The sequence below is a fragment of the Lysobacter sp. CCNWLW3 genome (genome assembly GCF_036697405.1).
Lineage (GTDB): Bacteria > Pseudomonadota > Gammaproteobacteria > Xanthomonadales > Xanthomonadaceae > Lysobacter.
Genome location: NZ_JBAHWA010000023.1, coordinates 12,007 through 35,906, shown reverse-complemented (window position 1 = coordinate 35,906; position 23,900 = coordinate 12,007). Strand labels below are relative to the sequence as shown.

General features: G+C 69.5%; 21 protein-coding genes and 1 tRNA gene. 11 read left to right on the top strand and 11 right to left on the bottom strand.

The window, feature by feature from the left end; genetic code table 11:
- Positions 1-31: 31 nt before the first annotated feature.
- Complete coding sequence (locus V1318_RS20275) at positions 32-232, bottom strand: hypothetical protein (RefSeq protein WP_332941578.1); 201 nt, start codon at positions 230-232, stop codon at positions 32-34.
- 148 nt (positions 233-380) lie between these two features.
- Here V1318_RS20275 and V1318_RS20270 point away from each other — a divergent pair, with 148 nt between their 5' ends.
- Entirely contained in the window at positions 381-2,201 is a 1,821-nt protein-coding gene (locus V1318_RS20270; RefSeq protein ID WP_332941587.1) for a DUF885 domain-containing protein, read from the top strand.
- A 363-nt stretch (positions 2,202-2,564) separates the two neighbouring features.
- Here V1318_RS20270 and V1318_RS20265 read toward each other — a convergent pair whose 3' ends face one another.
- Positions 2,565-2,915, bottom strand: coding sequence for a GFA family protein (locus V1318_RS20265; protein WP_332941577.1), 351 nt, complete (start codon positions 2,913-2,915; stop codon positions 2,565-2,567).
- Between the two features lie 88 nt (positions 2,916-3,003).
- Positions 3,004-4,095 carry a substrate-binding domain-containing protein gene (locus tag V1318_RS20260; RefSeq protein WP_332941576.1) on the bottom strand — a complete coding sequence of 364 codons (1,092 nt, stop codon included), beginning with the start codon at positions 4,093-4,095 and terminating at the stop codon, positions 3,004-3,006.
- Positions 4,096-4,380: 285 nt separating this feature from the next.
- Between V1318_RS20260 and V1318_RS20255 the strand changes: the two genes are divergently transcribed.
- The 8 genes from V1318_RS20255 to V1318_RS20220 all read left to right on the top strand — a co-directional run bounded on the left by V1318_RS20255 (position 4,381) and on the right by V1318_RS20220 (position 13,481).
- Entirely contained in the window at positions 4,381-6,078 is a 1,698-nt protein-coding gene (locus tag V1318_RS20255) for an OFA family MFS transporter (protein ID WP_332941575.1), read from the top strand.
- Between the two features lie 52 nt (positions 6,079-6,130).
- Positions 6,131-7,030: a formate dehydrogenase accessory sulfurtransferase FdhD gene (gene fdhD / locus V1318_RS20250; RefSeq protein WP_332941574.1), complete on the top strand. Its 900-nt coding sequence runs from the start codon at positions 6,131-6,133 to the stop codon at positions 7,028-7,030.
- A complete protein-coding gene (locus tag V1318_RS20245; RefSeq protein WP_332941573.1) occupies positions 7,027-9,378 on the top strand; it encodes an FdhF/YdeP family oxidoreductase in 2,352 nt (783 codons plus the stop codon). Before fdhD ends, V1318_RS20245 begins: the two co-directional genes overlap by 4 nt.
- Positions 9,332-9,616 (top strand): hypothetical protein, encoded by a 285-nt coding sequence (locus V1318_RS20240; protein WP_332941572.1) that lies wholly within the window; start codon positions 9,332-9,334, stop codon positions 9,614-9,616. Before V1318_RS20245 ends, V1318_RS20240 begins: the two co-directional genes overlap by 47 nt.
- 97 nt (positions 9,617-9,713) lie before the next feature.
- Entirely contained in the window at positions 9,714-10,139 is a 426-nt protein-coding gene (locus V1318_RS20235) for a VOC family protein (RefSeq protein WP_332941571.1), read from the top strand.
- Positions 10,136-11,053, top strand: a complete 918-nt coding sequence (locus tag V1318_RS20230) for a DUF72 domain-containing protein (RefSeq protein WP_332941570.1) — start codon at positions 10,136-10,138, stop codon at positions 11,051-11,053. The genes V1318_RS20235 and V1318_RS20230 overlap by 4 nt, the downstream gene beginning before the upstream one ends.
- 125 nt (positions 11,054-11,178) lie before the next feature.
- The gene (locus V1318_RS20225) at positions 11,179-12,165 is read left to right on the top strand and encodes an aldo/keto reductase (RefSeq protein WP_332941569.1); all 987 of its coding nucleotides are present in this window, start codon (positions 11,179-11,181) and stop codon (positions 12,163-12,165) included.
- Positions 12,162-13,481, top strand: coding sequence for an MFS transporter (locus V1318_RS20220; RefSeq protein ID WP_332941568.1), 1,320 nt, complete (start codon positions 12,162-12,164; stop codon positions 13,479-13,481). Before V1318_RS20225 ends, V1318_RS20220 begins: the two co-directional genes overlap by 4 nt.
- A gap of 6 nt (positions 13,482-13,487) precedes the next feature.
- Here V1318_RS20220 and V1318_RS20215 read toward each other — a convergent pair whose 3' ends face one another.
- From V1318_RS20215 to V1318_RS20205, 3 genes are all read right to left on the bottom strand, one after another.
- On the bottom strand, positions 13,488-14,120 hold the full coding sequence (locus tag V1318_RS20215) for a CatB-related O-acetyltransferase (protein WP_332941567.1): 633 nt from the start codon (positions 14,118-14,120) through the stop codon (positions 13,488-13,490).
- A gap of 50 nt (positions 14,121-14,170) precedes the next feature.
- Positions 14,171-15,733, bottom strand: a complete 1,563-nt coding sequence (locus tag V1318_RS20210) for a tetratricopeptide repeat protein (protein WP_332941566.1) — start codon at positions 15,731-15,733, stop codon at positions 14,171-14,173.
- A 137-nt stretch (positions 15,734-15,870) separates the two neighbouring features.
- Positions 15,871-16,509: an NAD(P)-dependent oxidoreductase gene (locus V1318_RS20205; protein WP_332941565.1), complete on the bottom strand. Its 639-nt coding sequence runs from the start codon at positions 16,507-16,509 to the stop codon at positions 15,871-15,873.
- 81 nt (positions 16,510-16,590) lie between these two features.
- Between V1318_RS20205 and V1318_RS20200 the strand changes: the two genes are divergently transcribed.
- Complete coding sequence (locus V1318_RS20200; RefSeq protein ID WP_332941564.1) at positions 16,591-17,493, top strand: LysR family transcriptional regulator; 903 nt, start codon at positions 16,591-16,593, stop codon at positions 17,491-17,493.
- On the opposite strand, the gene V1318_RS20195 is transcribed toward V1318_RS20200, so the two are convergent.
- From V1318_RS20195 to V1318_RS20185, 3 genes are all read right to left on the bottom strand, one after another.
- Positions 17,494-18,405, bottom strand: a complete 912-nt coding sequence (locus V1318_RS20195; RefSeq protein WP_332941563.1) for a cyclase family protein — start codon at positions 18,403-18,405, stop codon at positions 17,494-17,496.
- A 22-nt stretch (positions 18,406-18,427) separates the two neighbouring features.
- A complete protein-coding gene (locus V1318_RS20190) occupies positions 18,428-19,324 on the bottom strand; it encodes a DMT family transporter (RefSeq protein WP_332941562.1) in 897 nt (298 codons plus the stop codon).
- 236 nt (positions 19,325-19,560) lie between these two features.
- Positions 19,561-19,665 (bottom strand) — tRNA-Ser (locus V1318_RS20185).
- Here V1318_RS20185 and V1318_RS20180 point away from each other — a divergent pair.
- Positions 19,618-20,472 carry a LysR substrate-binding domain-containing protein gene (locus V1318_RS20180; protein WP_332941586.1) on the top strand — a complete coding sequence of 285 codons (855 nt, stop codon included), beginning with the start codon at positions 19,618-19,620 and terminating at the stop codon, positions 20,470-20,472. The genes V1318_RS20185 and V1318_RS20180 overlap by 48 nt on opposite strands.
- Positions 20,473-20,966: 494 nt before the next feature.
- On the opposite strand, the gene V1318_RS20175 is transcribed toward V1318_RS20180, so the two are convergent.
- Together V1318_RS20175 and V1318_RS20170 are read right to left on the bottom strand one after the other, a co-directional pair.
- Entirely contained in the window at positions 20,967-21,329 is a 363-nt protein-coding gene (locus V1318_RS20175) for a TfoX/Sxy family protein (protein ID WP_332941561.1), read from the bottom strand.
- 55 nt (positions 21,330-21,384) lie between these two features.
- A complete protein-coding gene (locus tag V1318_RS20170; protein WP_332941560.1) occupies positions 21,385-23,802 on the bottom strand; it encodes a TonB-dependent receptor in 2,418 nt (805 codons plus the stop codon).
- Positions 23,803-23,900: the final 98 nt, after the last annotated feature.

Genomic DNA, 23,900 nt, shown 5'->3' with positions numbered 1-23,900 from the left:
AGCGGCGACGCGGCGCGGTCCCCGGATAGCCTCAGCGCGGATTGCGCTCGAGGAAGACCAGCACCCGCTCGTAGTACTGTCGCCGCGACTTCTCGCCGAAGAAGCCGTGGGTTTCATCGCGCGCAGATGCTCGAGCGACACCTGCTCGTCGCGCATACCCCTGGATCGGCACCAGCTCGGCCTTGATCGTGCCGGCATGGGTGGCCAACGACTGCCGGCGCAGTTCGCCCATCAGGCGTCGCGGCCATCGCCGCGCACATAGCCCGGCCGGATCGGCAAAGCGCGGGGGCTACCAACGGCCTATGCGGACCGCCCCGGGCGCGCGATATCCTGCGCCGATCGCGGCGCCCGCCGCCCCCACGAGACCCCGTATGCGCCTGTTGCGTAAGTCGCCGCTAGCCCTGGCCCTGCTGACCGTCACCCTCGCCGCCTGCCAGCCCAAGGCGGCCGACGCGCCGCAGGCGCCCGCGGCCGCCGCGAGCGCCCCGGCGGCGACCTCCGACGCCGCCGTCGACGCCCGCTTCGCCGGGTTGTCCAAGCAGTGGCTGGACGGATGGCTCAAGCTGAACCCGGTTTCGGCGACCCAGATCGGCGAACACCGCTACGACGGCGAGGTCGACGACCTCAGCGAGAGCGGCCGCAAAGCCCAGGTCGATTTCGCCAAGAAGCTGCTGGCCGAACTGGACACGGTCGATCTGAGCAAGCTCTCGCGCGAAAACCAGATCGACGCGGCGATCCTGCGCAACCAATTGCGCTCGGACGTGTGGGGCATCGAAACCCTGCAGAGCTGGGCCTGGGATCCGCAGATCTACAGCGGCCTGGCCGGCGGCGCCATCTACAACCTGATGGCGCGCGAATTCGCGCCGATGCCGCAGCGGCTGAAGTCGGCGACCGTGCGCATGGAGAAGATCCCTCAGATCTTCGCCCAGGCGCGCGCCAACCTCGACCCGACCCGGGTGCCGAAGATCCATGCCGAGACCGTCGCCAAGCAGAACGCCGGCGTGCTCAGCCTGGTCGACACCTTCATCGTGCCCAACGCCGGCCAGCTGCAGGGCGCCGACCGCAAGCGCCTGGACGCCGCCGTCGCCGGTCTGCGCAAGGCCGTGGCCGAGCAGCAGAAGTGGCTGGACGAAACCCTGGTGCCGAACGCCAAGGGCAACTTCCGCATCGGCCAGACCCTGTACGACGAAAAGCTGCAGTACTCGCTGAACTCGTCGCTGTCGCGCGCCGAGATCAAGCAGCGCGCCGAGGCCGAACTGGTGCGCGTGCGCAACGACATGTACGCGATCGCGCAAAAGGTGCTGAAGGACAAGCCCAACGCGCCCGCGCTGCCGGACAAGCCCAGCGCCGAGGAGCAGCAGAAAGCGATCGAGGCTGCGCTGGAGCTGGCCTACGCCGAGAAGCCCGCGCGCGACAAGGTGGTCGACTTCGCCAAGCAGACCCTGGCCGACGCGACCGCGTTCACCCGCGCCAAGGACCTGGTCACGGTGCCCAACGACCCGGTCAAGATCATCCTGATGCCGGAGTTTCAGCGCGGCGTCGCGGTGGCCTATTGCGATTCGCCGGGCCCGCTGGACCGCGGCCTGGACACCTACTACGCGATCTCGCCGATTCCGGACGACTGGAGCGACAAGCAGGTCGATTCCTTCCTGCGCGAGTACAACGACCGCATGATCCACCTGCTGTCGATCCACGAGGCGATGCCGGGCCACTACCTGGAAGGCGCGCATTCGGCCAAGTCGCCGTCGACCCTGCGCGCGGTGCTGCGCTCGGGCCTGTTCGCCGAAGGCTGGGCGGTCTACACCGAGGACATGATGGCCGACGCGGGTTACCTGGATAACGACCCGCTGTTCCGCCTGGTCCAGCTCAAGTTCTACCTGCGCACCATCGCCAACGCCATCCTCGACCAAGGCGTCCAGGTCGACAACTGGACCAAGGATCAGGCGATGGAGCTGATGACCAAGCAGGCCTTCCAGCAGGCCAGCGAGGCCGAAGGCAAGTGGGTACGCGCGCAGCTGACCTCGGCGCAGCTGCCGACCTACTTCGTCGGCGCGCAGGAGCACTTCGATATGCGCAAGGCGGTGGAGACCAAGCTGGGCGCGCAGTTCAAGGCCAAGGCCTACCATGACCAGGTGCTGTCCTACGGCGCGCCGCCGGTGCGGTTCGTGCGCCAGATGATGCTGGACGAGCCGATCAAGTGACGCATCGGCCCGCACGCGCAGCGCGCGGCTTTGCCGATGCGTCATCCCCGCGAAAGCGGGGATCCAGCGCTTTCAGCGCGACGCCCGCAGCACATCGCAAGTAGCACCCGGACCGGCGCATCACGCGCCGGTCTTTTTCTGGGCTCCGACAAGCCACGCGGTAGCCGACCAGGAACCAAGCCACTGGACTCCCGCCTGCGCGGGAATGACGAGTCGGGAGATTCGTTGGGGACGGGTGAGCAAAGGCGCGGCCCCGCCAGTGCACGCACTTCCGGTTCGTCATTCCCGCGCAGGCGGGAATCCAGCGCCTTCAGCGCGACATGCGCACTCGTCGCCTGTCTGAAACCGGCATCGCGCCTTCGATCAATGATCGCGCCCATTCCATGGCACGATCGTCAGCGCCGTCAGATCGACCCCATCCAGGCAGCGCACGTTGACGCAGCCCATCGGCGAACCGTCCGGGGCCTTGCCTTCGCTGAAGGGCGCGACGCCGCAGTCGGGGCAGTAGTGGTGCGCGATCACGCCGGTGTTGAAACGGTAGGTGCCCAGGTCGGCCTCGTCCGTGGTCAGGCGCAAGGCGGTGCGCGGCACGAACCAGAGCAGGCCGCCGCGGCGGCGGCACATCGAACAATTGCAGTCCAGGACCTGGTCGATCTCGCCCTCGACTTGGTAGGCGACCTTGCCGCAGTGACAGCTACCGGTGTACGTCGTCATCTTCCGCCTCGCTGGTATCGATGCGCCGCGATCGGCGCCTGCGGAGCTTAGCGCGCAGGCGCGCACGTGGCGACGGCACGGGCTTTCGCTAGCGAACGCCGAACACCGAAGCGGCGGAGGGGAACGCGGCGTACAGATCCTGCACCGTGCCGCAGCGATCGGCGTCGTAGCCGGGCAGCAGGCCCAGCTCGCGGCGGAAGGCCTCGCTGCGCAGGATCTCGAGCATGTCGGCCAACCCCGGCGCGGCCAGGGTCTGCGCACGCACCAGGAAGAAATAGTGCTCCGACGCGATCGGCACGAAGTCCAGGCCGTATCGTCGCGCCGGCGTCTCCAGCCCGAAGCCGGCGTCGGCCATGCCGCTGGCGACGTAGGCCGCGACCGCGGCGTGGGTGAGTTCGTCGATGCCGCAGCCACGCACCTCGCGGATCGAATGGCCCTGCCTGGCGAGCATGTGCTCCAGCAACAGGCGCGCGCCGGAGCCGGGCTGGCGATGGATGAAGCGCACGTCCTCGCGCAGCAGATCGGCGAGCGTGCGGATGCGTTTGGGATTGCCGGCCGCGACGATCAGGCCGATGCGGCGGGTGGCCAGGTGCAAGGCGCGATCGCCGATCGGGTCGATACGGCCGGCGTAGTGGGCCAGGATGTCGCGCTCGAACTCGCCCACCGGCAGATGCACGCCGGCCAGGTCGCAATCGCCCGCGCGCAGGGCCGCCAGCGCCTCGTCCGGGCTGCGGTACTTCAGGTCGATCGGCGTGCCGGCCTGATCGAGGAAGCGCCGCAGGGTTTCGACCGCGAAACCGTGCGCGGCATGCAGGCGCGGCGGCGCGGCCTGCGCGGTGAGCGCGCGTTCGAGTTCGACCTCGATCTCCGAGGCCAGGCTGTCGAGGGTGGGCGCCAGGCGCGCGGCGATGCGTTGATCGGCCCATACCAGCCGTTCGCCCAGCGCGGTCAGGCGCGCGCCGCGTCCGCGCGATGCGCGCAGCAAGGGCGCGCCGAACAGCGCGCGCGAGGATTGCAGCAGGCCCCAGGCATAACGGTAGGACAAACCCAGATCGCGGCAGGTCGCGGCCAACGACCCGCTGCCGCGGATACCCAGCAGCAGGTCGATCAGGCGCGCCGGCAGCGGCTGGCCGTCGGCCGCGTGCAGCGTCCACTTGGGTTGGATCTGGACCTTGAACATGCCTGAGGGCTCCGAGCCGCGCGGTGGTGGGGTCCGCGCCGTTCGGCGCGGAACGCAAGGACGGAGGCTCGCCGCCGTCCGGCCGGCCCGGCACATCCCCTGCACAACATGGGTGCCATCGGCCGAGGTAATAGGCTATGGAAAGCCGATTATTAGACTAGACGACGATATACGCCAAGCCTTTGGCAGGTTAATTTCGGCACCGCTTCCGAACGAAGGCTTCAATATGTTCTGAAGTACATATTGCTTGACCCGACCCGTCATCGCATTCGCAAGGGGCCCGCTATGTCGAGTGAAAGCACGGCGATCGCATCGCCGCAGTCCGCCACGGATGGCTTGTCGTCGGAAGGTTTGCTGTCGAAAGAGCGGATCGTCGCCAAGCCCGGCTTCAACCGCTGGTTGGTGCCGCCGGCGGCGCTCGCGATCCACCTGTGCATCGGCATGGCCTACGGCTTCAGCGTGTTCTGGCTGCCGCTGTCGAAGGCGATCGGCATCGACCAGCCGCGCGAATGCGCGGCCGGCATGGGCTTCTTCGCGCGCATGATCGCGACCGGTTGCGACTGGAAAGTCAGCGCGCTGGGTTGGATGTACACCCTGTTCTTCGTCCTGCTGGGTTGTTCGGCGGCGATCTGGGGCGGCTGGCTGGAACGCGCCGGCCCGCGCAAGGCCGGTGTGGTCTCGGCGCTGTGCTGGTGCGGCGGCCTGGTGATCTCGGCGGTCGGGGTCAAGACCCACCAGATCTGGATGCTGTGGCTGGGCTCGGGCGTGATCGGCGGCATCGGCCTGGGGCTGGGCTACATCTCGCCGGTATCGACCCTGATCAAGTGGTTCCCGGACCGGCGCGGCATGGCCACCGGCATGGCGATCATGGGCTTCGGCGGCGGCGCCATGATCGGCAGCCCGCTGGCCGACCTGCTGATGCGCCACTACGCCACGCCGACCTCGGTGGGCGTGTTCGAAACCTTCCTGACCATGGCCGCGATCTATTTCGTGTTCATGCTTGCCGGCGCCTTCGGTTATCGGATTCCGCCCAGCGGTTGGACGCCGGCCGGTTGGACCGCGCCGGCCGCGCAGAACAACGCGATGATCACCCAGCAGCACGTGCACGTGAGCAAGATCTGGGGCGTGCCGCAGTTCTGGCTGCTGTGGGGCGTGTTGTGCCTGAACGTCTCGGCCGGCATCGGCGTGATCGGCATGGCCTCGCCCATGCTGCAGGAAGTGTTCGGCGGCAAACTGATCGGCGTGGACGGCGGCATCAAGAGCCTGGACGAAAGCCAGCTCGGCCTGATCGCGGCGATCGCGGCCGGCTTCACCGGCCTGCTCAGCCTGTTCAACATCGGCGGACGCTTCTTCTGGGCCACCACCTCGGACTACATCGGCCGCAAGTCGACCTATGTGGTGTTCTTCGTGCTCGGCATCGCCCTGTACGCGAGCGCGCCCTGGGCCGGCTCGGGCGGCAGCGTCGCCGCGTTCGTGGCGATTTTCTGCGTGATCCTGTCGATGTACGGCGGCGGCTTCGCGACCATCCCGGCGTACCTGGCCGATATGTTCGGCACCCAGATGGTCGGCGCCATCCACGGCCGCCTGCTCACCGCCTGGGCCACCGCCGGCGTGCTAGGCCCGGTGGTGGTGAACTACATGCGCGACTACCAGCTCGGCCTGGGCCTGCCGCCTTCGCAGGTCTACAACACCACCATGTATATCCTGGCCGGCATGCTGGTGCTGGGCCTGCTATGCAACCTGATGGTGCGCCCGGTGGCCGCCAAGCATTTCATGACCGCGGAGGAACTGGCGCGCGAGAAGGTCCTGGCCCACGAGAAGGCCGGCCGCAACGGCGAAGCCTTGTACACGCCGGCGCAGATGGCCCTGATCGGACGCGGCGGCAACCCGGCGCTGGTCGCGGCGGCCTGGGCGGCGGTCGGTATTCCATTGGCCTGGGGCATGTGGGTGACCCTGCAGAAAGCCTTCGTGTTGTTCCACTGAGCGCGAGCGCGCCGGGCGCTCCCCGTCCGGCCGTCCGCCCTACCGAGTCCCAATGAACCCTGCCGCACCCAAAGCCAAACCAGAACCCGCGCCTGCCGCCGGCGCCGTGCAACGCCGCGTGCAGCGTCGCCGCGGCGCGCGCGTGAGCGAAGGCTTGGACGCGATCGCGGCCGAAGTGCCGATCGCCGTGGTCTACAACGGCATGCCGTTCGCGGTGATGATGGCCACGCCCGAGGATCTGGCCGATTTCGCCCTGGGCTTTTCGCTCAGCGAAGGCATCGTCGCGAACGCCGACGAGCTGCGCATCGACGAAATCGCGAGTTCGCTGGAAGGCATCGCCCTGCAGCTGAGCATCCCCGAGCCGCGCGCCGCCGCGCTCGAACAGCGTCGCCGCAACCTGCAGGGCCGCAGCGGCTGCGGCGTGTGCGGCACCGAAAGCATCGAGGCGGTGCTGCGGCCGCCGCCGCGGGTCGGCGACAGCGCGCCGATCCGGGTCGAGGCGCTGCACCGCGCCCTGCGCGAACTGCGCGAGCGCCAGCCGCTCAACGCCCTGACCGGCGCCACCCATGCCGCGGCCTGGGCCGGCCGCGATGGCGGCGTGGCGCTGGTGCGCGAGGACGTCGGCCGCCATAACGCGCTCGACAAACTGATCGGCGCGCTGGTCGCGACCGGCCACGATCCGCTGCAGGGCTTCGCCGTGGTCACCAGCCGCGCCAGCTACGAGATGGCGATGAAGGCCGCCCAGGCCGGGATACCGCTGCTGGCCGCGATCTCGGCGCCGACCGCGCTGGCGATCGCGCTGGCGGATTCGGCCGGCCTGACCCTGATCGGCTTCGCCCGCGACGACGGGCACGCCGTCTACACCCATGCGCAACGCCTGCTGGAAGGCGGCGCACGCCCATTGCCGGCCCTGCGCCCACGCGCGCGCAAGGCCACGGAACCCAAGTCATGAGCAAGAAAACCATCCGCCCCTACGACGGCCCGGCCGGCGGCTGGGGCGCGCTGCGCAGCGTCGCCAAGCACCTGCTGGAACAGGACGTGCCGGTGCACGGCGCACGCACCCTGCTGGCGGCCAACCAACCCGACGGTTTCGACTGCCCCGGCTGCGCCTGGCCCGACCGCGACCACACCTCCACCTTCGAGTTCTGCGAGAACGGCGCCAAGGCCGTCGCCGCCGAGGCCACCCGCCACCGCGCCACGCCGGAACTGCTGGGCCAATACACCGTGGCCGAGCTGGCCGAATACAGCGATCAATGGCTGGAGAACCTGGGCCGCCTGACCCAGCCGATGCGCTGGGACGCGGCCAGCGACCGTTACCTGCCGATCGCCTGGGACGAGGCCTTCGCGCGCATCGGCGCGCATCTCAACGCGCTGGAGTCCCCCGATCAGGCGCTGTTCTACACCTCCGGGCGCTGCAGCAACGAAGCCGCGTTCCTGTACCAGCTGTTCGTGCGCGCGTACGGCACCAACAATTTCCCCGATTGTTCGAACATGTGCCACGAACCCTCCGGCACCGCCATGAAGGCCCAGCTCGGCGTCGGCAAGGGCACCGTGCAGCTGCACGATTTCGAGATCGCCGAGGCGATCTTCATCTTCGGCCAGAACCCGGGCACCAACCATCCGCGCATGCTCGGCGAGCTGCGCAAGGCGTCCCAGCGCGGCGCCGCGATCGTGTCGTTCAACCCCCTGCGCGAGCGCGGGCTGGAACGGTTCGCCGATCCGCAAGACAAATTGGAGATGCTGACCAACGGTTCGACCCGGATCTCCTCGGACTATTTCCAACTGCGCATCGGCGGCGACCTGGCCGCGGTCAAGGGCATGATCAAGCGCACCCTGGAAGCCGACGCGCAGGCCCAGCGCGAGGGGCGCGAACGGCTGATCGATCTGGACTTCATCGCCGCGCACACCCAGGGCTTCGAGGCGTTCGCGGCGGAGGTCGCGCAAGAATCCTGGCAAACCATCGAAACCGAATCCGGACTCAGCCGCGCCCAGCTCGAACGCGCCGGCGACCTCTACCTGCAGGCCAAGAGCGTGATCTGCTGTTGGGGCATGGGCATCACCCAGCACAAGCATTCGGTCGCGACCATCCAGATGATCTGCAACCTGCTGCTGTTGCGCGGCAACATCGGCCGCCCCGGCGCGGGCCCCTGTCCGGTGCGCGGCCACAGCAATGTGCAGGGCGACCGCACCATGGGCATCTACGAGAAGCCGGCGCCGGAGTTCCTGGACCGCTTGCGCGACGTGTTCGGCTTCGAACCGCCGCGCACGCACGGCCACGACACCGTCGGCGCGATCGAAGCCATGCTCGACGGCCGCTGCAAGACCTTCTTCGGCCTGGGCGGCAATTTCGCCACCGCCACGCCCGACACCGAGGCCACCCACCGCGCGCTGCGGCGTTGCGACCTGACCGTGCACGTGACCACCAAGCTCAACCGCAGCCACCTGGTCCACGGCCGCGACGCCTACATCCTGCCCTGCCTGGGCCGCACCGAGATCGACATCCAGGAGGCCGGGCCGCAAGCGGTCACGGTCGAGGATTCGATGAGCATGGTTCACCTCTCGGCCGGCATCAACGCCCCGGCCTCGCCCACACTGCTGTCGGAACCGGCGATCGTCGCGCATCTGGCCGCGGCCACCCTGGGCGCGCGCAGCAAGGTGCCGTGGTTGTGGCTGATCGGCGACTACGACCGTATCCGCGACCGCATCGCCGCCGTGTTCGACGATTTCCACGGCTTCAACCAGCGCGTGCGCGTGCCGGGCGGCTTCCATCTCACCAATCCGGCCGCCGAGCGGCGCTGGACCAACCCCGAGGGCAAGGCGCTGTTCAAGGTCCATGCGGTGCCGACCGACCTGCCCGTGCACCGCGCCCGCGCCAGCCGCGAGCAACCGGTGTTCACCCTGGCCACCACGCGTTCGCACGACCAGTACAACACCACGATCTACGGCACCAACGACCGCTACCGCGGCGTGTTCGGCGAACGCCGGGTGCTGTTCATCCATCGCGACGACATCGCCCAACTGGGCCTGCAAGCCGGCGACTGGGTCGACCTGGAAAGCCTGTGCGACGACCAGGTGCGGCGCATCGCACGGCGCTTCCTGCTGGTCGAATACAACATCCCGCGCGGCTGCCTGGCCGCCTATTACCCCGAAACCAACGCGCTGGTGCCGCTGTCCAGCTTCGCCGACGAGGCGCGCACGCCGACCTCCAAGTCGATTCCGGTGATCGTGTATGCGCACGTGCGGCAGCCCGAGCATGGGCTGCAATCGGCACGGGACATCGGCCTTGTCCGAGTTGACTGAGCCGCTGTTGGCGGCGCTGGCCGAGGCGCCGGCGGGGATCTCGCTGCCGCGCCTGTGCAAGCGCCTGCGCGTGCGCATGAGCGTGTTGCTGCGCGAGCTGGCCTGGATCGGCGCCGACAGCATCGGCGGCCAGGCCGGGCCCGGCTGGGTGCGGGTGGAGACGCAGGGCGAAAGCCAGATCGCGGTGCTCACCGAGCGCGGACGCGAACGCCTGGCGCGCGGCGACGCGGCGCGCTGACGGGGCGTCGCGCGAATGCGCGAACCCGCAAACCCAGTCCACGAACGCTTCACCTCGCACGGCTATCCTGGGCGCTCCACCGCCGTTGGAGCCGGCCATGGCCGATGCAGGCAGCACCATCATTCCCTCGCTGCGCTACCGCGATGCCGCGGCGGCGATCGAATGGTTGTGCGCGGCGTTCGGCTTCGAGCGTCATGCGGTCTACGCCGACGGCGCGGTCGTGCACCACGCCGAGCTCAGCTACGGCAGCGGCATGATCATGCTGGGCTCGGTCGACAACGACAGCGACTGGGGCCGGCGCATCGTCCAGCCCGACGAGATCGGCGGCCGCGAGACCCAGGCCTGCTCGGTGGTCGTGGCCGACGCCGATGCCCACTACGCGCGCGCCAAGGCGGCCGGCGCGCGCATCGAGATCGAACTGGCCGACCAGAGTTACGGCGGCCGCGCCTACACTTGTCGCGACCTGGAAGGCCGGATCTGGTGGTTCGGCACCTACAACCCCTGGACGGCGAAACACGCATGAGTCCCACGCGCACGAACAAGCCCACCCCCGCCGGCGATCTGTTCTCCGGCCCGCCTACCGGCGGCGACAACGACCGCAGCGGCAGCAACGACGCAGGCCGCGGCGTGCCGGCGGTAAACGGCATCCGCGTCGGCATCGGCGGCTGGACCTACGCCCCCTGGCGCGACAACTTCTATCCCAAGGGCCTGGTGCAGCGGCGCGAGCTGGAATACGCCAGCCGCCAACTCAGCAGCATCGAGATCAACGGCACCTTCTACAGCGCTCAGAAGCCGGCCACCTACGCCAAGTGGGCGGCCGAGACGCCGGAGGCCTTCGCGTTCTCGCTCAAGGCGCCGGGACGGATCACCCAGTCCGGCGCGCTCGCGCGCAACATCCGCGCCGCACAGGCCTTCGTCGACGGCGGCCTGGCCGAGTTCGGCGCGCGCCTGGGGCCGATCCTGTGGCAGCTCGCGCCCAGCCGCGGCTTCGACCGCGACGACCTCGCCGCCTTCCTCGAAGGCCTGCCGCGCGAACTCGACGGCCGCGCCCTCAAGCACGTGCTGGAAGTGCGCCACGACAGCTTCCGCGACCCGGCCTACCTGCGGCTCGCGCGCGAACGCCGCATCGCCACCGTGTTCACCGATTCCAGCGAATACCCGTCGCTGGCCGACATCACCGGCGACTTCGTCTACGCGCGGCTGATGCGCTCGCGCGCCGACGCGGCCAGCGGCTATCCCGAGTCCGAACTCGACGATTGGGCGCGGCGCGCGCGCGATTGGGCCGGCGGCGGCGACCCGCCCGAGCTGCCGCATGTCGGCGCCGCGGGCGAAGCCGGCGCGCGCCCGCGCGAGGTCTACCTGTATTTCATCAGCGCCGCCAAGGCCCGCAATCCGGCCGCGGCGATGGCGCTGCTGCAGCGCCTGGGCGCGCGCTGAGCCCATCGCGGCGGCGTAACGCGACCGGGCGCACGGCCGGCCATGGCTAACGGCACTGTCCCTCGCGCGCATCGGCGGCGAGGCTGCGACCTATCCACGTCTTCCCCGCAACGCGAGTACGCGCCATGGCCAGTCGTCGGGATTTCCTCGCCACCGCCACCCTCACCGCCACCGGATTGGCGCTGGCGCCCCTGGCCGCCTGCAGCCAGGACACGCCGCGGCCCCTGGGCAAGGACCCGGGCCAAAAACCGGCCGGCGCGCTCACCACCGAACGGCCGTTCCGCGGCCCCTTGCTGAAGCGCGCGATCCCCTCCAGCGGCGAGCAGCTGCCGGCGATCGGCATGGGCACCTCGGGCAGCTTCGAAGTCGGCGCGGGCGCGGAGGCGCGCGATCCGCTGCGCGAAGTGCTCAAGCGCTTCGTCGACGCCGGCGCCAGCATGATCGACACCGCGCCCACCTATTCCAGCGCCGAGGACGTGCTCGGCGATTTGATCGCCGAGAGCCGCGCGCGGCCCAAGCTGTTCCTGGCGACCAAGCTCTCCGGCGTGAGCGGCCGCGACCAGGGCCTGGCCCAGTTCGGCCAATCGCTGCGCCGGTTGAAGACCGACAAGATCGATCTCCTGCAGGTCCACAACCTGCGCGACACCCGCACCCAGCTCGCGCTCGCGCGCGAACTCAAGCAGCAGGGCCAGGTGCGCTACGTCGGCCTCACCCACTATCGCGACGATGCCCATGCCCAGCTCGCGCAGGACATGCGCGCGCTCAAGCCGGAGTTCGTCCAGATCAACTACTCGCCGGTTTCGCGCGGCGCCGAGCGCACGATCTTCCCGATCGCGCGCGAGCTGGGCATCGCCGTGATCGTCAACCGCGCCTTCGAGGACGGCCGCCTGTTCGCGCAGGTGCGCGACAAGCCGGTGCCGGACTGGGCGGCGGAGGTCGGCGCCGAGTCCTGGGCGCAGCTGTTCCTGAAGTTCGTGCTCAGCGAGCCGGCGGTGACGGTGGTGATCCCGGCCACCTCCAAACCCAAGAACCAGACCGACAACCTCAAGGCCGGCACCGGCGCCCTGCTGGACGCCCGCCAGCGCGCGGCCCTGGTCGCGGCGATCGGATGAACCCGAACGCGCCGGCGCGCCGGCTCGCCCGCCTGTTCGGCATCGACGAACGCGAAGCCGGGCCGGCGGCCGCGGGCGCGCTGCTGTTCTTCCTGCTGTTCGCCGGCTATTTCATGCTGCGGCCGGTGCGCGAGACCATGGGCATCGCCGGCGGCGTGGACAACCTGCAATGGCTGTTCACCGGCACCTTCGTCGCCACGCTGGCGGTGATGCCGCTGTTCGGCTGGCTGGCCGCGCGCGCGCAACGCCGCCGCGTATTGCCCTGGACCTTCGGCTTCTTCGCCGCCAACCTGGCCGCGTTCGCGCTCGGCTTCCATTGGGCGCCGGACAATCTGTGGTTCGCGCGCGGCTTCTACATCTGGCTGTCGGTGTTCAACCTGATCGCCGTCTCGGTGGCCTGGAGCGTGCTCGCCGACCTGTTTCCGACCGCGCAGGCCAAACGCATATTCGCCCTGATGGCCTCCGGCGCCAGCTTCGGCGGATTGATCGGCCCGCTGCTGGGCGTGGTCCTGGTCGGCCGCATCGGCCATGCCGGCTTGTTGTGGTTGTCGGCGGCATTGCTGATCGCCACGATCCACGTCGCGCGCGGCCTGCAGCGTTGGCGCGACGCCCATCCGCTGCACGCCGAGGCCAGCGCCGCGGCGCGCGCGCGTCCCCTCGGCGGCAGCCCCTTCGCCGGTTTCACCGACGTGCTGCGCTCGCCGTTCCTGCTCGGCATCGCCGCGTTCGTGCTGTTGCTGGCCAGCGTCAGCACCTTCCTGTATTTCGAACAGGCGCGACTGGTCGAGCTGAGCTATCCCGATCGCGCCGACCAGACCCGCGTGTTCGGCACCATCGACGTGCTGGTGCAGAGCCTGGCGATCCTGTCGCAGCTGTTCCTGACCGGGCGACTGGCACAACGGCTCGGCATCGGCGTGCTGCTGGTCGCGGTGCCGCTGGTGACGGTGTTCGGCTTCCTCTGGCTGGCGCTGGCGCCGACCTTCGCGGTGCTGGCGGTGGTGATGGTGGTGCGCCGCGCCGGCGAATACGCCTTCGTGCGGCCGGGCCGCGAGATGCTGTTCACCGCTGTGCCGACGCAGGCCAAGTACAAAGCCAAGAACTTCATCGACTCGGTGGTCTATCGCGGCGCCGATGCGGTCAGCGGTTGGGCCAAGGCGCTGGTGGACGCGGTCGCCCAGCAACCGGCGCTGGCCGCGCTGATCGGTGCGGCGATCGCCCTGGCCTGGGCCGGCACCGGCTACGCTCTGGCGCGCGCGCAGGCGCGCCACAGCGCCGCCGACGCGGCCCTGCCGCCCGACGTCGCGCCTACGGCCTGACCGCGCTCACTGCGCCGCTTCCAGCGCGTCCAGGTCGGCGCCGACGATCAGCTCCAGATGCCGGCTGACCTTGTCCGCGTCCCAATCCCACCAGGCGATGCGCAACAGGCGTTCGATCTGGGCATCGTCGTAGCGCATGCGCAGCACCCGCACCGGATTGCCGCCGACGATCGCGTAGGCCGGCACGTCCGCGCTCACCACCGAGCGTGCGGCGATGATGGCGCCGTCGCCGACGCGCACGCCGGGCATCAGCATGGCCTCATAGCCGATCCAGACGTCGTTGCCGACCACGGTATCGCCCTTGTAGGGCAGTTCCTGCGGCAAGGGCGTGCTGCGCTCCCAGCCGTTGCCGAAGATGTTGAAGGGATAGGTCGAGAAACCCGACATGCGGTGGTTGGCGCCGTTCATGACGAAGGTCGCGCCGCGCGCGATCGCGCAATAGCGGCCGATGATCAGGCGGTCGCCGATGAAGGGGAACAGGTACAGCACGTTGCGGGCGAAGCCCTCGGAGTCCTCGGGGTCGTCGTAGTAGCTGTATTCGCCGACCTGGATCTGCGGGTTGTCGATGGTGTTGCGGATGTAGCAGATCTGCGGAAAGCCGCGCATCGGATGCGGGTCGTTGGGATCGGGGCCGTGCATGCGGGCTCCTGCGTGCGTGTTCGCGCGCAGTATGCCAGCCGGTTCGGCGTTCAATTCATTTCGTTCGCGCCGAAGATCCCGTAGCGCTCGATGCGGCCCACCTTGTCCACCGCCTCCTGCACGCGGCGCCGGGCGATCAGCTCGGCCTTGCGTGCGCGCCAGACGCGGTCGCCGGGCAACGGCTCGGCCTCGCGGAATTTCTGCAGCCATTGCAGGACGTCCTCGCGTCCGCTGACCGAGGCCAACAGCTCCAGCAAGATCCTCTCGGCCTCGTCCATGCGCTCGGCGTAGATCAATCCGCTCAGCAGCAGGGTTTCGCCGTCCTTCCTGTGTTCGCGCAAATACGCCAGCGCGTTCTCGGCGCCGGCCGCGTCCTGCTTCTGTACGGCGGCGCGCAATCGCACCAGCGTCTGCACCATGCGCCCATAGCCGCTGATGTCGTCGCCGGCGCGCGCGGCAGCCGCCAGGGCTTCGTCGGCGCGGCCCAGGGAGGCGTAGTAATCGCCCAGGTTCAGGACCTGGCTGACGTTGGCGACGCCGTCTTCGTTGAGACGGCTGGCGCGCTGCAATTCCAGCAGCGCCTCGTCGTAGCGGCCGAGCCGGCGCAGCGCGATGGCGCGCGAGTTCATCACCCAGACCTCGTCGCCCAGGTCGGCATAGGCGGGCCTGTCCTTCGGCGCCTCGGCGATGCTCGCGATCACCCGGCCGGACTGCAGCAGCGCCTCCTCGTCGCGGCCCTGCGTCAGCAGGGAGTAGCCCAGCTGCATCTGCCACTCCAGCGAATCCGGCTGGGACGCGGCCAGCGAACGATACAGATCGGTCTCGCGCTGGGCGGCGTTCTCGACATTGAAGGCGATCGCGTCGCGGTCGACGATCGCGTCGAAGCGCTTGTCGGCGCGCAGCTTGGCCAGTTCGATCGGGCCGGACACGCGGCGAACCGCCATGCGCGCGGCGTCGGTTTCGCCGCGGTCGATGCGCATCAGCGCCAATTCGTACCAGGCGGCGCTGGCGCCCTGCCCCTTGCGTCGCCAATTCGCGTCCAGCAAGGCCTGCAACAAGTTCAAGCGAACCGGCGAGCGCGGCTCCAGCCGATAGATCAAGGGGAAGATGTGGCCGTCGTCCAGATTGTCCAGCAGTTCCGGCCAATGCTCGATCAGGTGGATCAGCGAGTCGGCCGCGGCCGCGTCGTCGCCCTGTGCGCGCTCGAGCAGGGATCGCCGGTACCAGTCGTCCGGATCGCCGGGGTCGGCGGCGATGGCGCGGCGAAACAACTCCAGCGCATGCGCGTTGCGATCCAGGCGCCAGGCATTCAGGCCCGCCGCCGACAGGGTGCGGCGCCGCTCGGCGGCGGACAGCCGCGCGAAGCGGCGGTCGCCGATGGCGGCGGCGAGCGCGGGGTCGGCTTCCTTGCGGTAGGCGCACTCGGCCAGGGTCAACGCGACCAGGCGGCGATTGTCGTAGGTGCGGAACCGGAAGGACTTGCGCGCCTTCTCGGCGGCGACGGCCAGCGCGCCGAGATGCTCGCAGTCGACGTCGGCGCCCGCGAACGCCGCCGGGCTGAAGCCCAGAACCAGACTCAGGACGACGCTCGCCCCGACAAGCTTGCCGCGCATGCCTTCCCCTGCCGACGGACCGCGCCGTCTGCTCCCCCAAGCTGCGCAGGTTAGCCGAACCACCGCGGCCGATGGGGACGTTCCGGCGCAGGCGCGTGCGATGGCGCGCGGCGGGGGCCGCCACGCGCCGCCGAGGCTCAGTAGGCGATGCTGAAACGGCGCCGGCTGTGTGCGGGCTGCTCCAGTTCGTCGATCAGGGCCAGCGCATAGTCCTCGACCGAGATCGCGGAGTTGCCGGCCTCGTCTACCAGCAACTGCTCGCCGCCGAGACGGAAGCGGCCGGTGCGCTCGCCGGGCGCGATCATCGCGGCCGGGCTGAGGAAGGTCCAATCCAGGCTCGGCTCGGCGCGCAGCGATTCGAGTACGTCGCGGCCGCCGAGGGCGGAGCCCTTCCATTGCTCGGGGAAGTCCGGGGTGTCGACCAGCTGCACGCCGGGCGCGACCTCCAGGCTGCCGGCGCCGCCGACCACCAGCAGGCGCGGCACGCCGGCGCGCTTGGTCGCCGCGACGATGACGGCGCTGCCGCGGTTGAAGTGACCGCGCACGTCCTCGTGGGCGTGGCCGCTGAAGGCGCTGATCACGGCCTCGTGGCCGGCCAGCTGCTGGGCCAGGCGGTCCTGGTCGAATACGTCGCTGGCGAACACGCTCAGGCCGTCGGCGGGCTCCAGCCGCTCCGGGCGGCTGACCAGGGCGGTGACCCGGTGGCCGCGTGCGAGGGCTTCTTTACGCAGCGCCGAGCCGATGAAACCGCTGGCGCCGATCAGGGCGATATGCATGGGTTTGCTCCGTTGTGGTCAGGTGGCGCTAGTATTCGTACTGGAAGATCGCTCGATAAGACCCGGATTTACACTAGAACTATGAAGCTGGACTTCACGATAGACCGCCTCAAGCGCATGGCCCTGTACGCCCGCGTGGTCGAGCTGGGCTCGATGAGCGCGGCCGCGCGCGAGCTGGACATGACGCCGTCGGCGGTCAGCCAGCAGCTGCGGCGCCTGGAAGAGGAGATCGGGGTGGTCCTGTTGCACCGCTCCACCCGCAAGCTCACCACCACCGAGGCCGGACAGGCCTATTACGAGGACTGCGCCGGCATGCTGCATGCGGCGCGCGCGGCCGAGCGCCGCCTGGGCGATCTGCGCGACGAGCCGCGCGGCGAACTGCGGGTGGCGGTGCCGGTGGGTTTCGCCAGCCATCTGGCCGGCGCGCTGGCGCCCTTGTTGCGCGCGCATCCGGCGCTGTCCTTGCGCTTGTTCGCCGAGGACCGCCAGATCGATCTGATCGGCGAGCGCATCGACCTGGCCGTGCGCGTGGGCAGGCTGGTCGATTCCAACCTGGTCGCACGCCGGCTGGCGGAGTGGAACTACCAGCTCGCGACCACGCCGGCGTATGCGCAGGCGCACGGGCTGCCGCGCACGCCGGAAGAGCTGGGCCAGCATCCGATGCTGATCCTGAGCGTGATCAACCAACCCGAGTACGTGGAACTGCACCGGCCCGGCGAACCGATGCGGCGCGTGCGCGTGGGCGGCCGCATCGTCGGCAACAGCGCCGAGGCGCTCAAGCAGATGATGCTGCAGGGCCTGGGCATCATGCGTCTGCCCGGGCCCGACGCGGCGCCCTTGCTGGCCGACGGCCGCGCGATACCGGTGCTGCCGGAATGGTCGATGGCGCCGCTGGGCGTGTACGCGGTCACCGCCCAGCGCGATTCGCAGCCGGCCAAGGTGCGGCTGGCGATCGCCGCCCTGCAGGCCTATCTGGCCGAGTGACTAGTCCAGGCGCGCCAGGGCCCGCACCGGGAACGTGCCGGCGCCGCGCACCTTCGGCGGTACCGCGCTGAAACGGAAGCCTTCGTCGGGCAGCGCCGCCAGGTTGCGCAGGTGTTCGACGATCAGGATGTCCGCGCCCAGCAGCGTGCTGTGCACCGGCCGCGCGCGGCCGCGGGTGTCGTCGATGTTCATCGAATCGATGCCGACCAGCTTGACCCCGCATTCGCGCAGGTAAACCGCCGCGTCCTCGGTCAGGAACGGATGCCCGACCGCATAGCCCGGCTCGGCCCAATGCGCGTCCCAGCCGGTATGCACCAGCACGGCGCGGCCGCGCAGCTCCTTGTCGCGGAACCAGGACGCGTCGATCGCATTGACCTGGCGGTGGTCGGCGCGCACCACGATGCCCTCCAGGTCGGCGCAGGCTTCCGGCTGCAGCTGGGCCAGGTCGTGGCCGTGCGCGTAGCGATGCGAGGGGCAGTCGATGTAGGTGCCGGTGTTGGCGACCATCTCGAAGCGCGCGATCTGGAACTCGGTGCCCTCCTCGTAGACCGCGCGCGAAGCCTCGCGGCTGAGGTAGTCGCACACCCGCGCGGCCGGCAGGCCCGGATAGGTGACCAGGCCGTCCTCGATGGTATGGCTGAGGTCGACGTAGATGCGCCGGCCCGGATCGGCCGCGCCGGTCTTGCGCTTGTGCGCCTCGACGATCACCGCCTTGTTGAGGATGCGCGCCTTGCCGACCATCAGCAGGCGCAGGTCGCGCACGATGTAGTCGACCAGGGCGGCGTCGGCGATGTCGTCGCCCTCGATGTCGAGACGGAAATCCTGGCCCTGGATGCCGCCGCCGTTGGTGAACTCGATTTCGAAGTCGAAGCGGACGCGGTGCTGCACGGGATCGCGATGGAGGTCGTTCATGGAGTGGCTTCCGGTCCTGCGTTCAACGCGCGCCGCGCTGGCTGATCGCCACGCTGCCCAGGATCATCGCGCCGGCGATGCCCATGGTCAGGGTCAGCGGCTCGTCCAGCAGCAGCCAGGCCCAGGCCACGCCGAACACCGGGATCAGATAGGTCACGGTGGAGGCGCGGTTGGCGCCGATGCGCGCGATCAGGCGGTAGTACATGACGAAGGCCGCGCCGGTGCAGAGCACGCCCAGCATCGCCGCCGAGAACCAGGACTTCATCGGGATCGCATGGGTGGGCCAGCTGCTGAGCGCGAACGGCAGGGTCAGCAGGGCCGACACGCCGAGCGTGGCCGAGGCGACCGCGGCCGGCGGCAGGCCGGTCAGGTGGCGGCGCACCAGGTTGATGCCGATGCCGTAGAGGAAGGCCGCGCCCGCGCCGGCCGCCACCGCCCAGCTGATGCTGGCGCCGGCGGTCTTGCCGCTGGCCAGCACCACCACACCGGCGAAGCCGACCAGCAGCGCCACGCTGCGGCGCGCGCCGATCTTCTCGCCGAAGAACAGGAAGCCGACCAGCGCGGTGAACAACACCGTCATCGCGTTGGCGATCGCGCCGATGCCGGCGGGCGCGCGCTGCGCCGCCCAGGCGAACAGCATGAACGGCACCGCCGAGTTGATCGCGCCGATCAGGGCGATCTTCGGCCAGAGCTTGGCCGGGAATTGCGCGCGGGCGCGCCACAGGAACGGCAGCAGCACCAGCGAGCCCAGCGCCAGGCGTACTTCGACCAGCGGCATCGCGCCGAAGTCGTGGACGGCGATGCGCATGAACAGGAACGAGGCGCCCCAGATCGCACCCAGCACGCCCAGTTCCAGCGGCGTCATCCAGGCCCGTGTCGCGGGCGTCTCCAGGGGTAAGGCGGTGTCGATCGAAGGCATGACGGGGCTCGCATGGGGGCGGAGGGGGTGCTGCGTTCTTGCACTGCGATGCCTTGCAGGTCGATCGGACCGGCGCCGGATCCGCTGCGCGCGGGTCCGATCGCAACGGCCGCGGAGGGCTTCGGATCGCGACGGCGGCGGTCGTCGCCGGGGACCGGTTCGGGCAATAGCCAGATTGCTGTCTGAGACCATTGTCCTCACCCGTATCGCCATCACAAGCGCATACTTTGGAGGTCAGGCACAAACCGGATTTGAGGCTAAGCATGGCCCTGCGTTCCGACCTGTTACCGGCGCTGGCGGCGTTCGAAGCCGCCGCCCGTCACCAGAATTTCGCCCACGCCGCCGAGGAGCTGCACCTCACCGCCAGCGCGGTCAGCCACCACGTGCGCAAGCTCGAGGCGCGCCTGGAAGTCAGCCTGTTCCAGCGCCATGCGCGCGGCGTTTCCCTGACCGCCGAGGGCCGCCAGCTCGCCGACGCCGCCGGCTCGGCCATGGCCGACATGGAGGGCGTGCTGCGCAGCCTGCGGGTGGCGCGCGCCGAGCACGACCGCGTGCGCATCACCACGCTGCACTCGCTGGCCTACACCTGGCTGCTGCCGCGCCTGCCCGCTTTCGCCGCCGCGCATCCGCAATTGCGCCTGAGCGTGGACACCGAGATCGCGCTGACCCGGTTCGACGAAGGCGGACCCGATCTGGGTATCCGCCACGGCCCCGGCCATTGGCCGGGACTGACCTCGCATCATCTGATGGACGACTACCTGTTCCCGGTCGCCGCGCCCAGCCTGGCCGGGGTGTCCGAACTCAGCGAGGCCGCGCACGTCGCGCGCCTGCCGCTGATCTCCGACCACGCCCGCCAGGGTTGGCACGACTGGTTCCGCGCCGCCGAAGTGCATGGGGTCAAGCTCGACGAACGCTACAGCTTCAGCGACACCACCGACGCGCTGCAGGCCGCGGTGCACGGGCTGGGCGCGGCGCTGGCGCGCGAGCAGATCGCCACGCCCTACCTGCGCTCGGGCGAGCTGATACGCCTGCCCGGCCCGTCGGTGAAGGCGCGCTGGGGCTATTACGCGGTCTATCCCGCGCACCGCCGCCTGCGCGCCTCGGCGCGCCTGTTCCTGGATTGGCTGCTGGCGATCGAGAAGGACTGATACCGCTCGCGCCCCGCCTCCACCCTGCCTCCGCCATACAGGCCGGTGCCTGGGCTCGCTTCCTGCAGGAGCGGCGCGAGCCGCGACCCGGAGCCGCGGATGCCATCGCCGGTTTCGCCGCCTGCGCGAATGCGTGGTCGCGGCTTGCGCCGCTCCTACCCAAAGCCCGTGCACCCGGCGCCTGCGTTACCTCCCCTGCAGGAGCGGCGCGAGCCGCGACCCGGAGCCGCACCGGCCCTCGTCTCTTTCATCGCAAGCGGGTGGCGCAATCGCGGCTCACGCCGCTCCCGCAGTGAGGAAGGGGCGCGGCTTTCGGCTGCGGCTGCGGCTGCGGACAGCGGCGCTTCGGGCTTTCTGTGGGAGCGACGTAAGTCGCGATCGAATCGGCCCATCGCTACGCCAGAGCGTAATCGCGGCTTACATCGCTCCCGCAACGAGGGCCAGGCGCAGCCTTCGTCGTCGCCGCGAATGCGCGGTCGCGGCTTGCGCCGCTCCTACCCCGGTTTGCGTCGCGGTTTCTTCTTCGCGGGCGCATTCGCCTTGCGCAAGGCCGCCGCATAGGCCAGATCCAGCCACGGCCGCAGCTCCTCGGCGGAATCCAGCGCCGACTCCGGCACCGACCAATAGCTCAGCGCGATCAGTTCCTTCTGCTTGTGGTACACGAACGGCGCGCAGCCCGCGGCTTCGAACTGCGCCCGGCTGACATCGTCGACCTTGAGATAGAGCGCGTCGTCGTCGACCAGGGCGAAGATCACGCCGTCGCGATACAGGCCGTGTGCGCCGAACATGCGCCGCGAGGTGACCGTGCCGAAGCCGGCCATCAGGTCGCGCAGATAGTCCAGATAGTCGTTGCTCACGGTGGCGGCCCTCCTTCCGGCGCGGACGCCGGAAGGATAGGCGAATATGCCGCGGTCAGAAGCGGTGCCACAGCCTCACGAAGTAAGCCGCGCCGTTGAGGCCGAACTGCACGCTGTCGAACACGTGGCCGTTGTCGGTCTCGTTCGGATCCTGGCGGGTCGGCTTGACGTCGAAGATGTTGGCGCCGCCGACGGTGAGCTTGGTGTTCTCGCCGAAGGCGTAGGTCACGCTGAGGTCGGCCGAGGTCTTGGCCTCGTAGCGTGCGTTGGGCACGCCCGCCGCGGTGCCGGAGAAGGTGCCCAGGGTCTGCGGACCGAAGTAGATCACCTTCAGGTCGCCTTCCCAGGCGCCGCGCGAGTAGTCGAAGCCGACCACGGCCTTGGACTTGGGCGCGCCCTGCTCGATGAACAAACGCTCGCGCTCGGACAGCAGCACGTCCTCGCGACCGACCAGGGCCGGCGGCGCGTGGATGCCGGTGACCTTGGTGCGGTTGAGGTTGAGGGCGACGAAGGTACCCAGCTTGCCGCCGCCCCATTCGGTCTCGTGATTGAAGGTCAGGTCCACGCCCTCGGTCTTGGTGTCGACCGAATTGACGAAGAACTGCGCCTGACCCACGCCCAGCGAATCCAGGATCGGCCCGATGGTCGGATCGCTGGTGTCGAAGCGGCCGCTGAGCACGATGCGGTCGTCAATGTTGATGCGGTAGGCGTCCAGGGTGAACGAGGTGTTGGCGGTCGGCGACCAGGTCAGGCCGAGGGTGTAGTTCTTGGAGGTCTCGTCCTTCAGCAGCGGCAGGCCGGCGGCGTTGGCGATGGTGCCGCCGTTGGGCGCGATCACCACGTCGACCGGCTCGCCGTTGATGAAGTCGGTGATGGTCGAGGAGAAGTACTTCTGCTGCAGCGAGGGCGCGCGGAAGCCGGTGCTGGCCGAAGCGCGCAGCATCAGGCTGTCGGTGGCGCGGAAGCCGGCGGCGAGCTTGCCGGTCAGGGTGTCGCCGAAGTCGCTGTAATCCTCGTAGCGCAACGCGAACGCGGTGGTCAGGCGATCGCTGAAATCGGCCTCCAGGTCGACATAAGCGGCCCAGCTGTCGCGCTCGTGGCTGCCCGCATCGCTGGGCTGGAAGCCGGGGAAGCCCTGGCTGCCGGCGTTGCCGCCCACGCCGACGCCGTCGGCGTCGATGTAGGACCCCGGCTCGCCGGCGAAGATGCTGTAGCGCTCGTCGCGGCGCTCCAGGCCGAAGGCGGCGTTGAAGCCGTGGAAGACGCTGTCGAAGTAACGGCTGACGTCGAAGTTGTAGGTGTTCTGGCGGAACGAGAAGCCGCCGGCGTCGAAACTGCTGGGGCTGATGCCGCGGCCGCCGTTGATCAGGTCCAGATTGGCGATCGAGGCGTTGAGGGTGCGGTTGATGTCGTAGCGCAGCTCGTTGTAGCCGTAGGTGGCCGACAGATCGGCCTGCCACTCGCCCATGCCCCAGCGCAGGCCGACCGTGCCGAAGCGGTCCTCGAGATCGCCGTCGATGAAGGGCACGAAGCCGTTGGGGTACATGGCTTCGGAGTTGCGCGAGGGGATGTCTTCCGAGCCGATGCCTTCGCGCGCGAACGCGGCCGAGGACGCATCGCGGTTCTGCAGGCCGGCGGTGAAGTACAGGGTCGCGTTCTCGGTCAGCGGCTTCTCGCCGTTGAGGAACAGGGTCTGATTGCGGATCTTGGAGTCGCCGATGATGCGCGGGCTGCCCTTGGGCTCGGAACGGTCCGAGCGGCCGCGGTCCTGATATTCCAGGGTGATGCCGAGCACGCCGTCGGTGCCCAGGCCGACGCCGCAGTAGCCCGAGGCCAGCCAGTTCTCGCCGTCGCCGCGCGAATACTGGCCCCAGCCGGCCACCGCTTCGCAGCCCTTGCGCTTCTTCAGGGCGATGTTCATCACGCCGGCGATCGCGTCCGAGCCGTACTGCGCGGCGGCGCCGTCGCGCAGGATCTCGACGCTGTCGATCGCCATCAGCGGGATGGTGTTGAGGTCGGTGCCGGTGTTGCCGCGGTTGCGCGCGCCGAACAGGTTGACCAGGGAGGTGGTGTGGTGACGCTTGCCGTTGACCAGCACCAGGGTCTGGTCCGAACCCAGGCCGCGCAGCGCGGCCGAATCGATCAGGTCGGCGCCGTCGGCGCCGGTCTGGCGGGTGGAATTGAACGAGGGCGCGGCGTACTGCAGCGACTGCGCCAGATCGAACTGGGCGCCTTCCTCGGTGGCCTGCGCCATCGGCAGCACGTCCACCGGCGAGATCGAGGCGGTGTCGGACGAGCGCTGGCTGCGGCGCGAGCCCAGCACCGACACGGTGTCCAGGGTCTTGGCCTCGCTGGCCGGCTCGGCCGGCGCGGGCGCGTCCTGGGCCAGGGCGGGAGCGCCGACGGCGAGGCCGCCGGCCAGGCAGAGCGCGTAGTGGACGGCGTGGAACAAACGGGTGCGGTGTTGCGTCATTGGCCTAACCCCAGGGACCGGAATTGGCGTCTAGCCTAAGCCGACTCGCCCCCGAATGGCCAAAATCCGTAAAGATTCCGCTAAGAATTTGCAAAGCA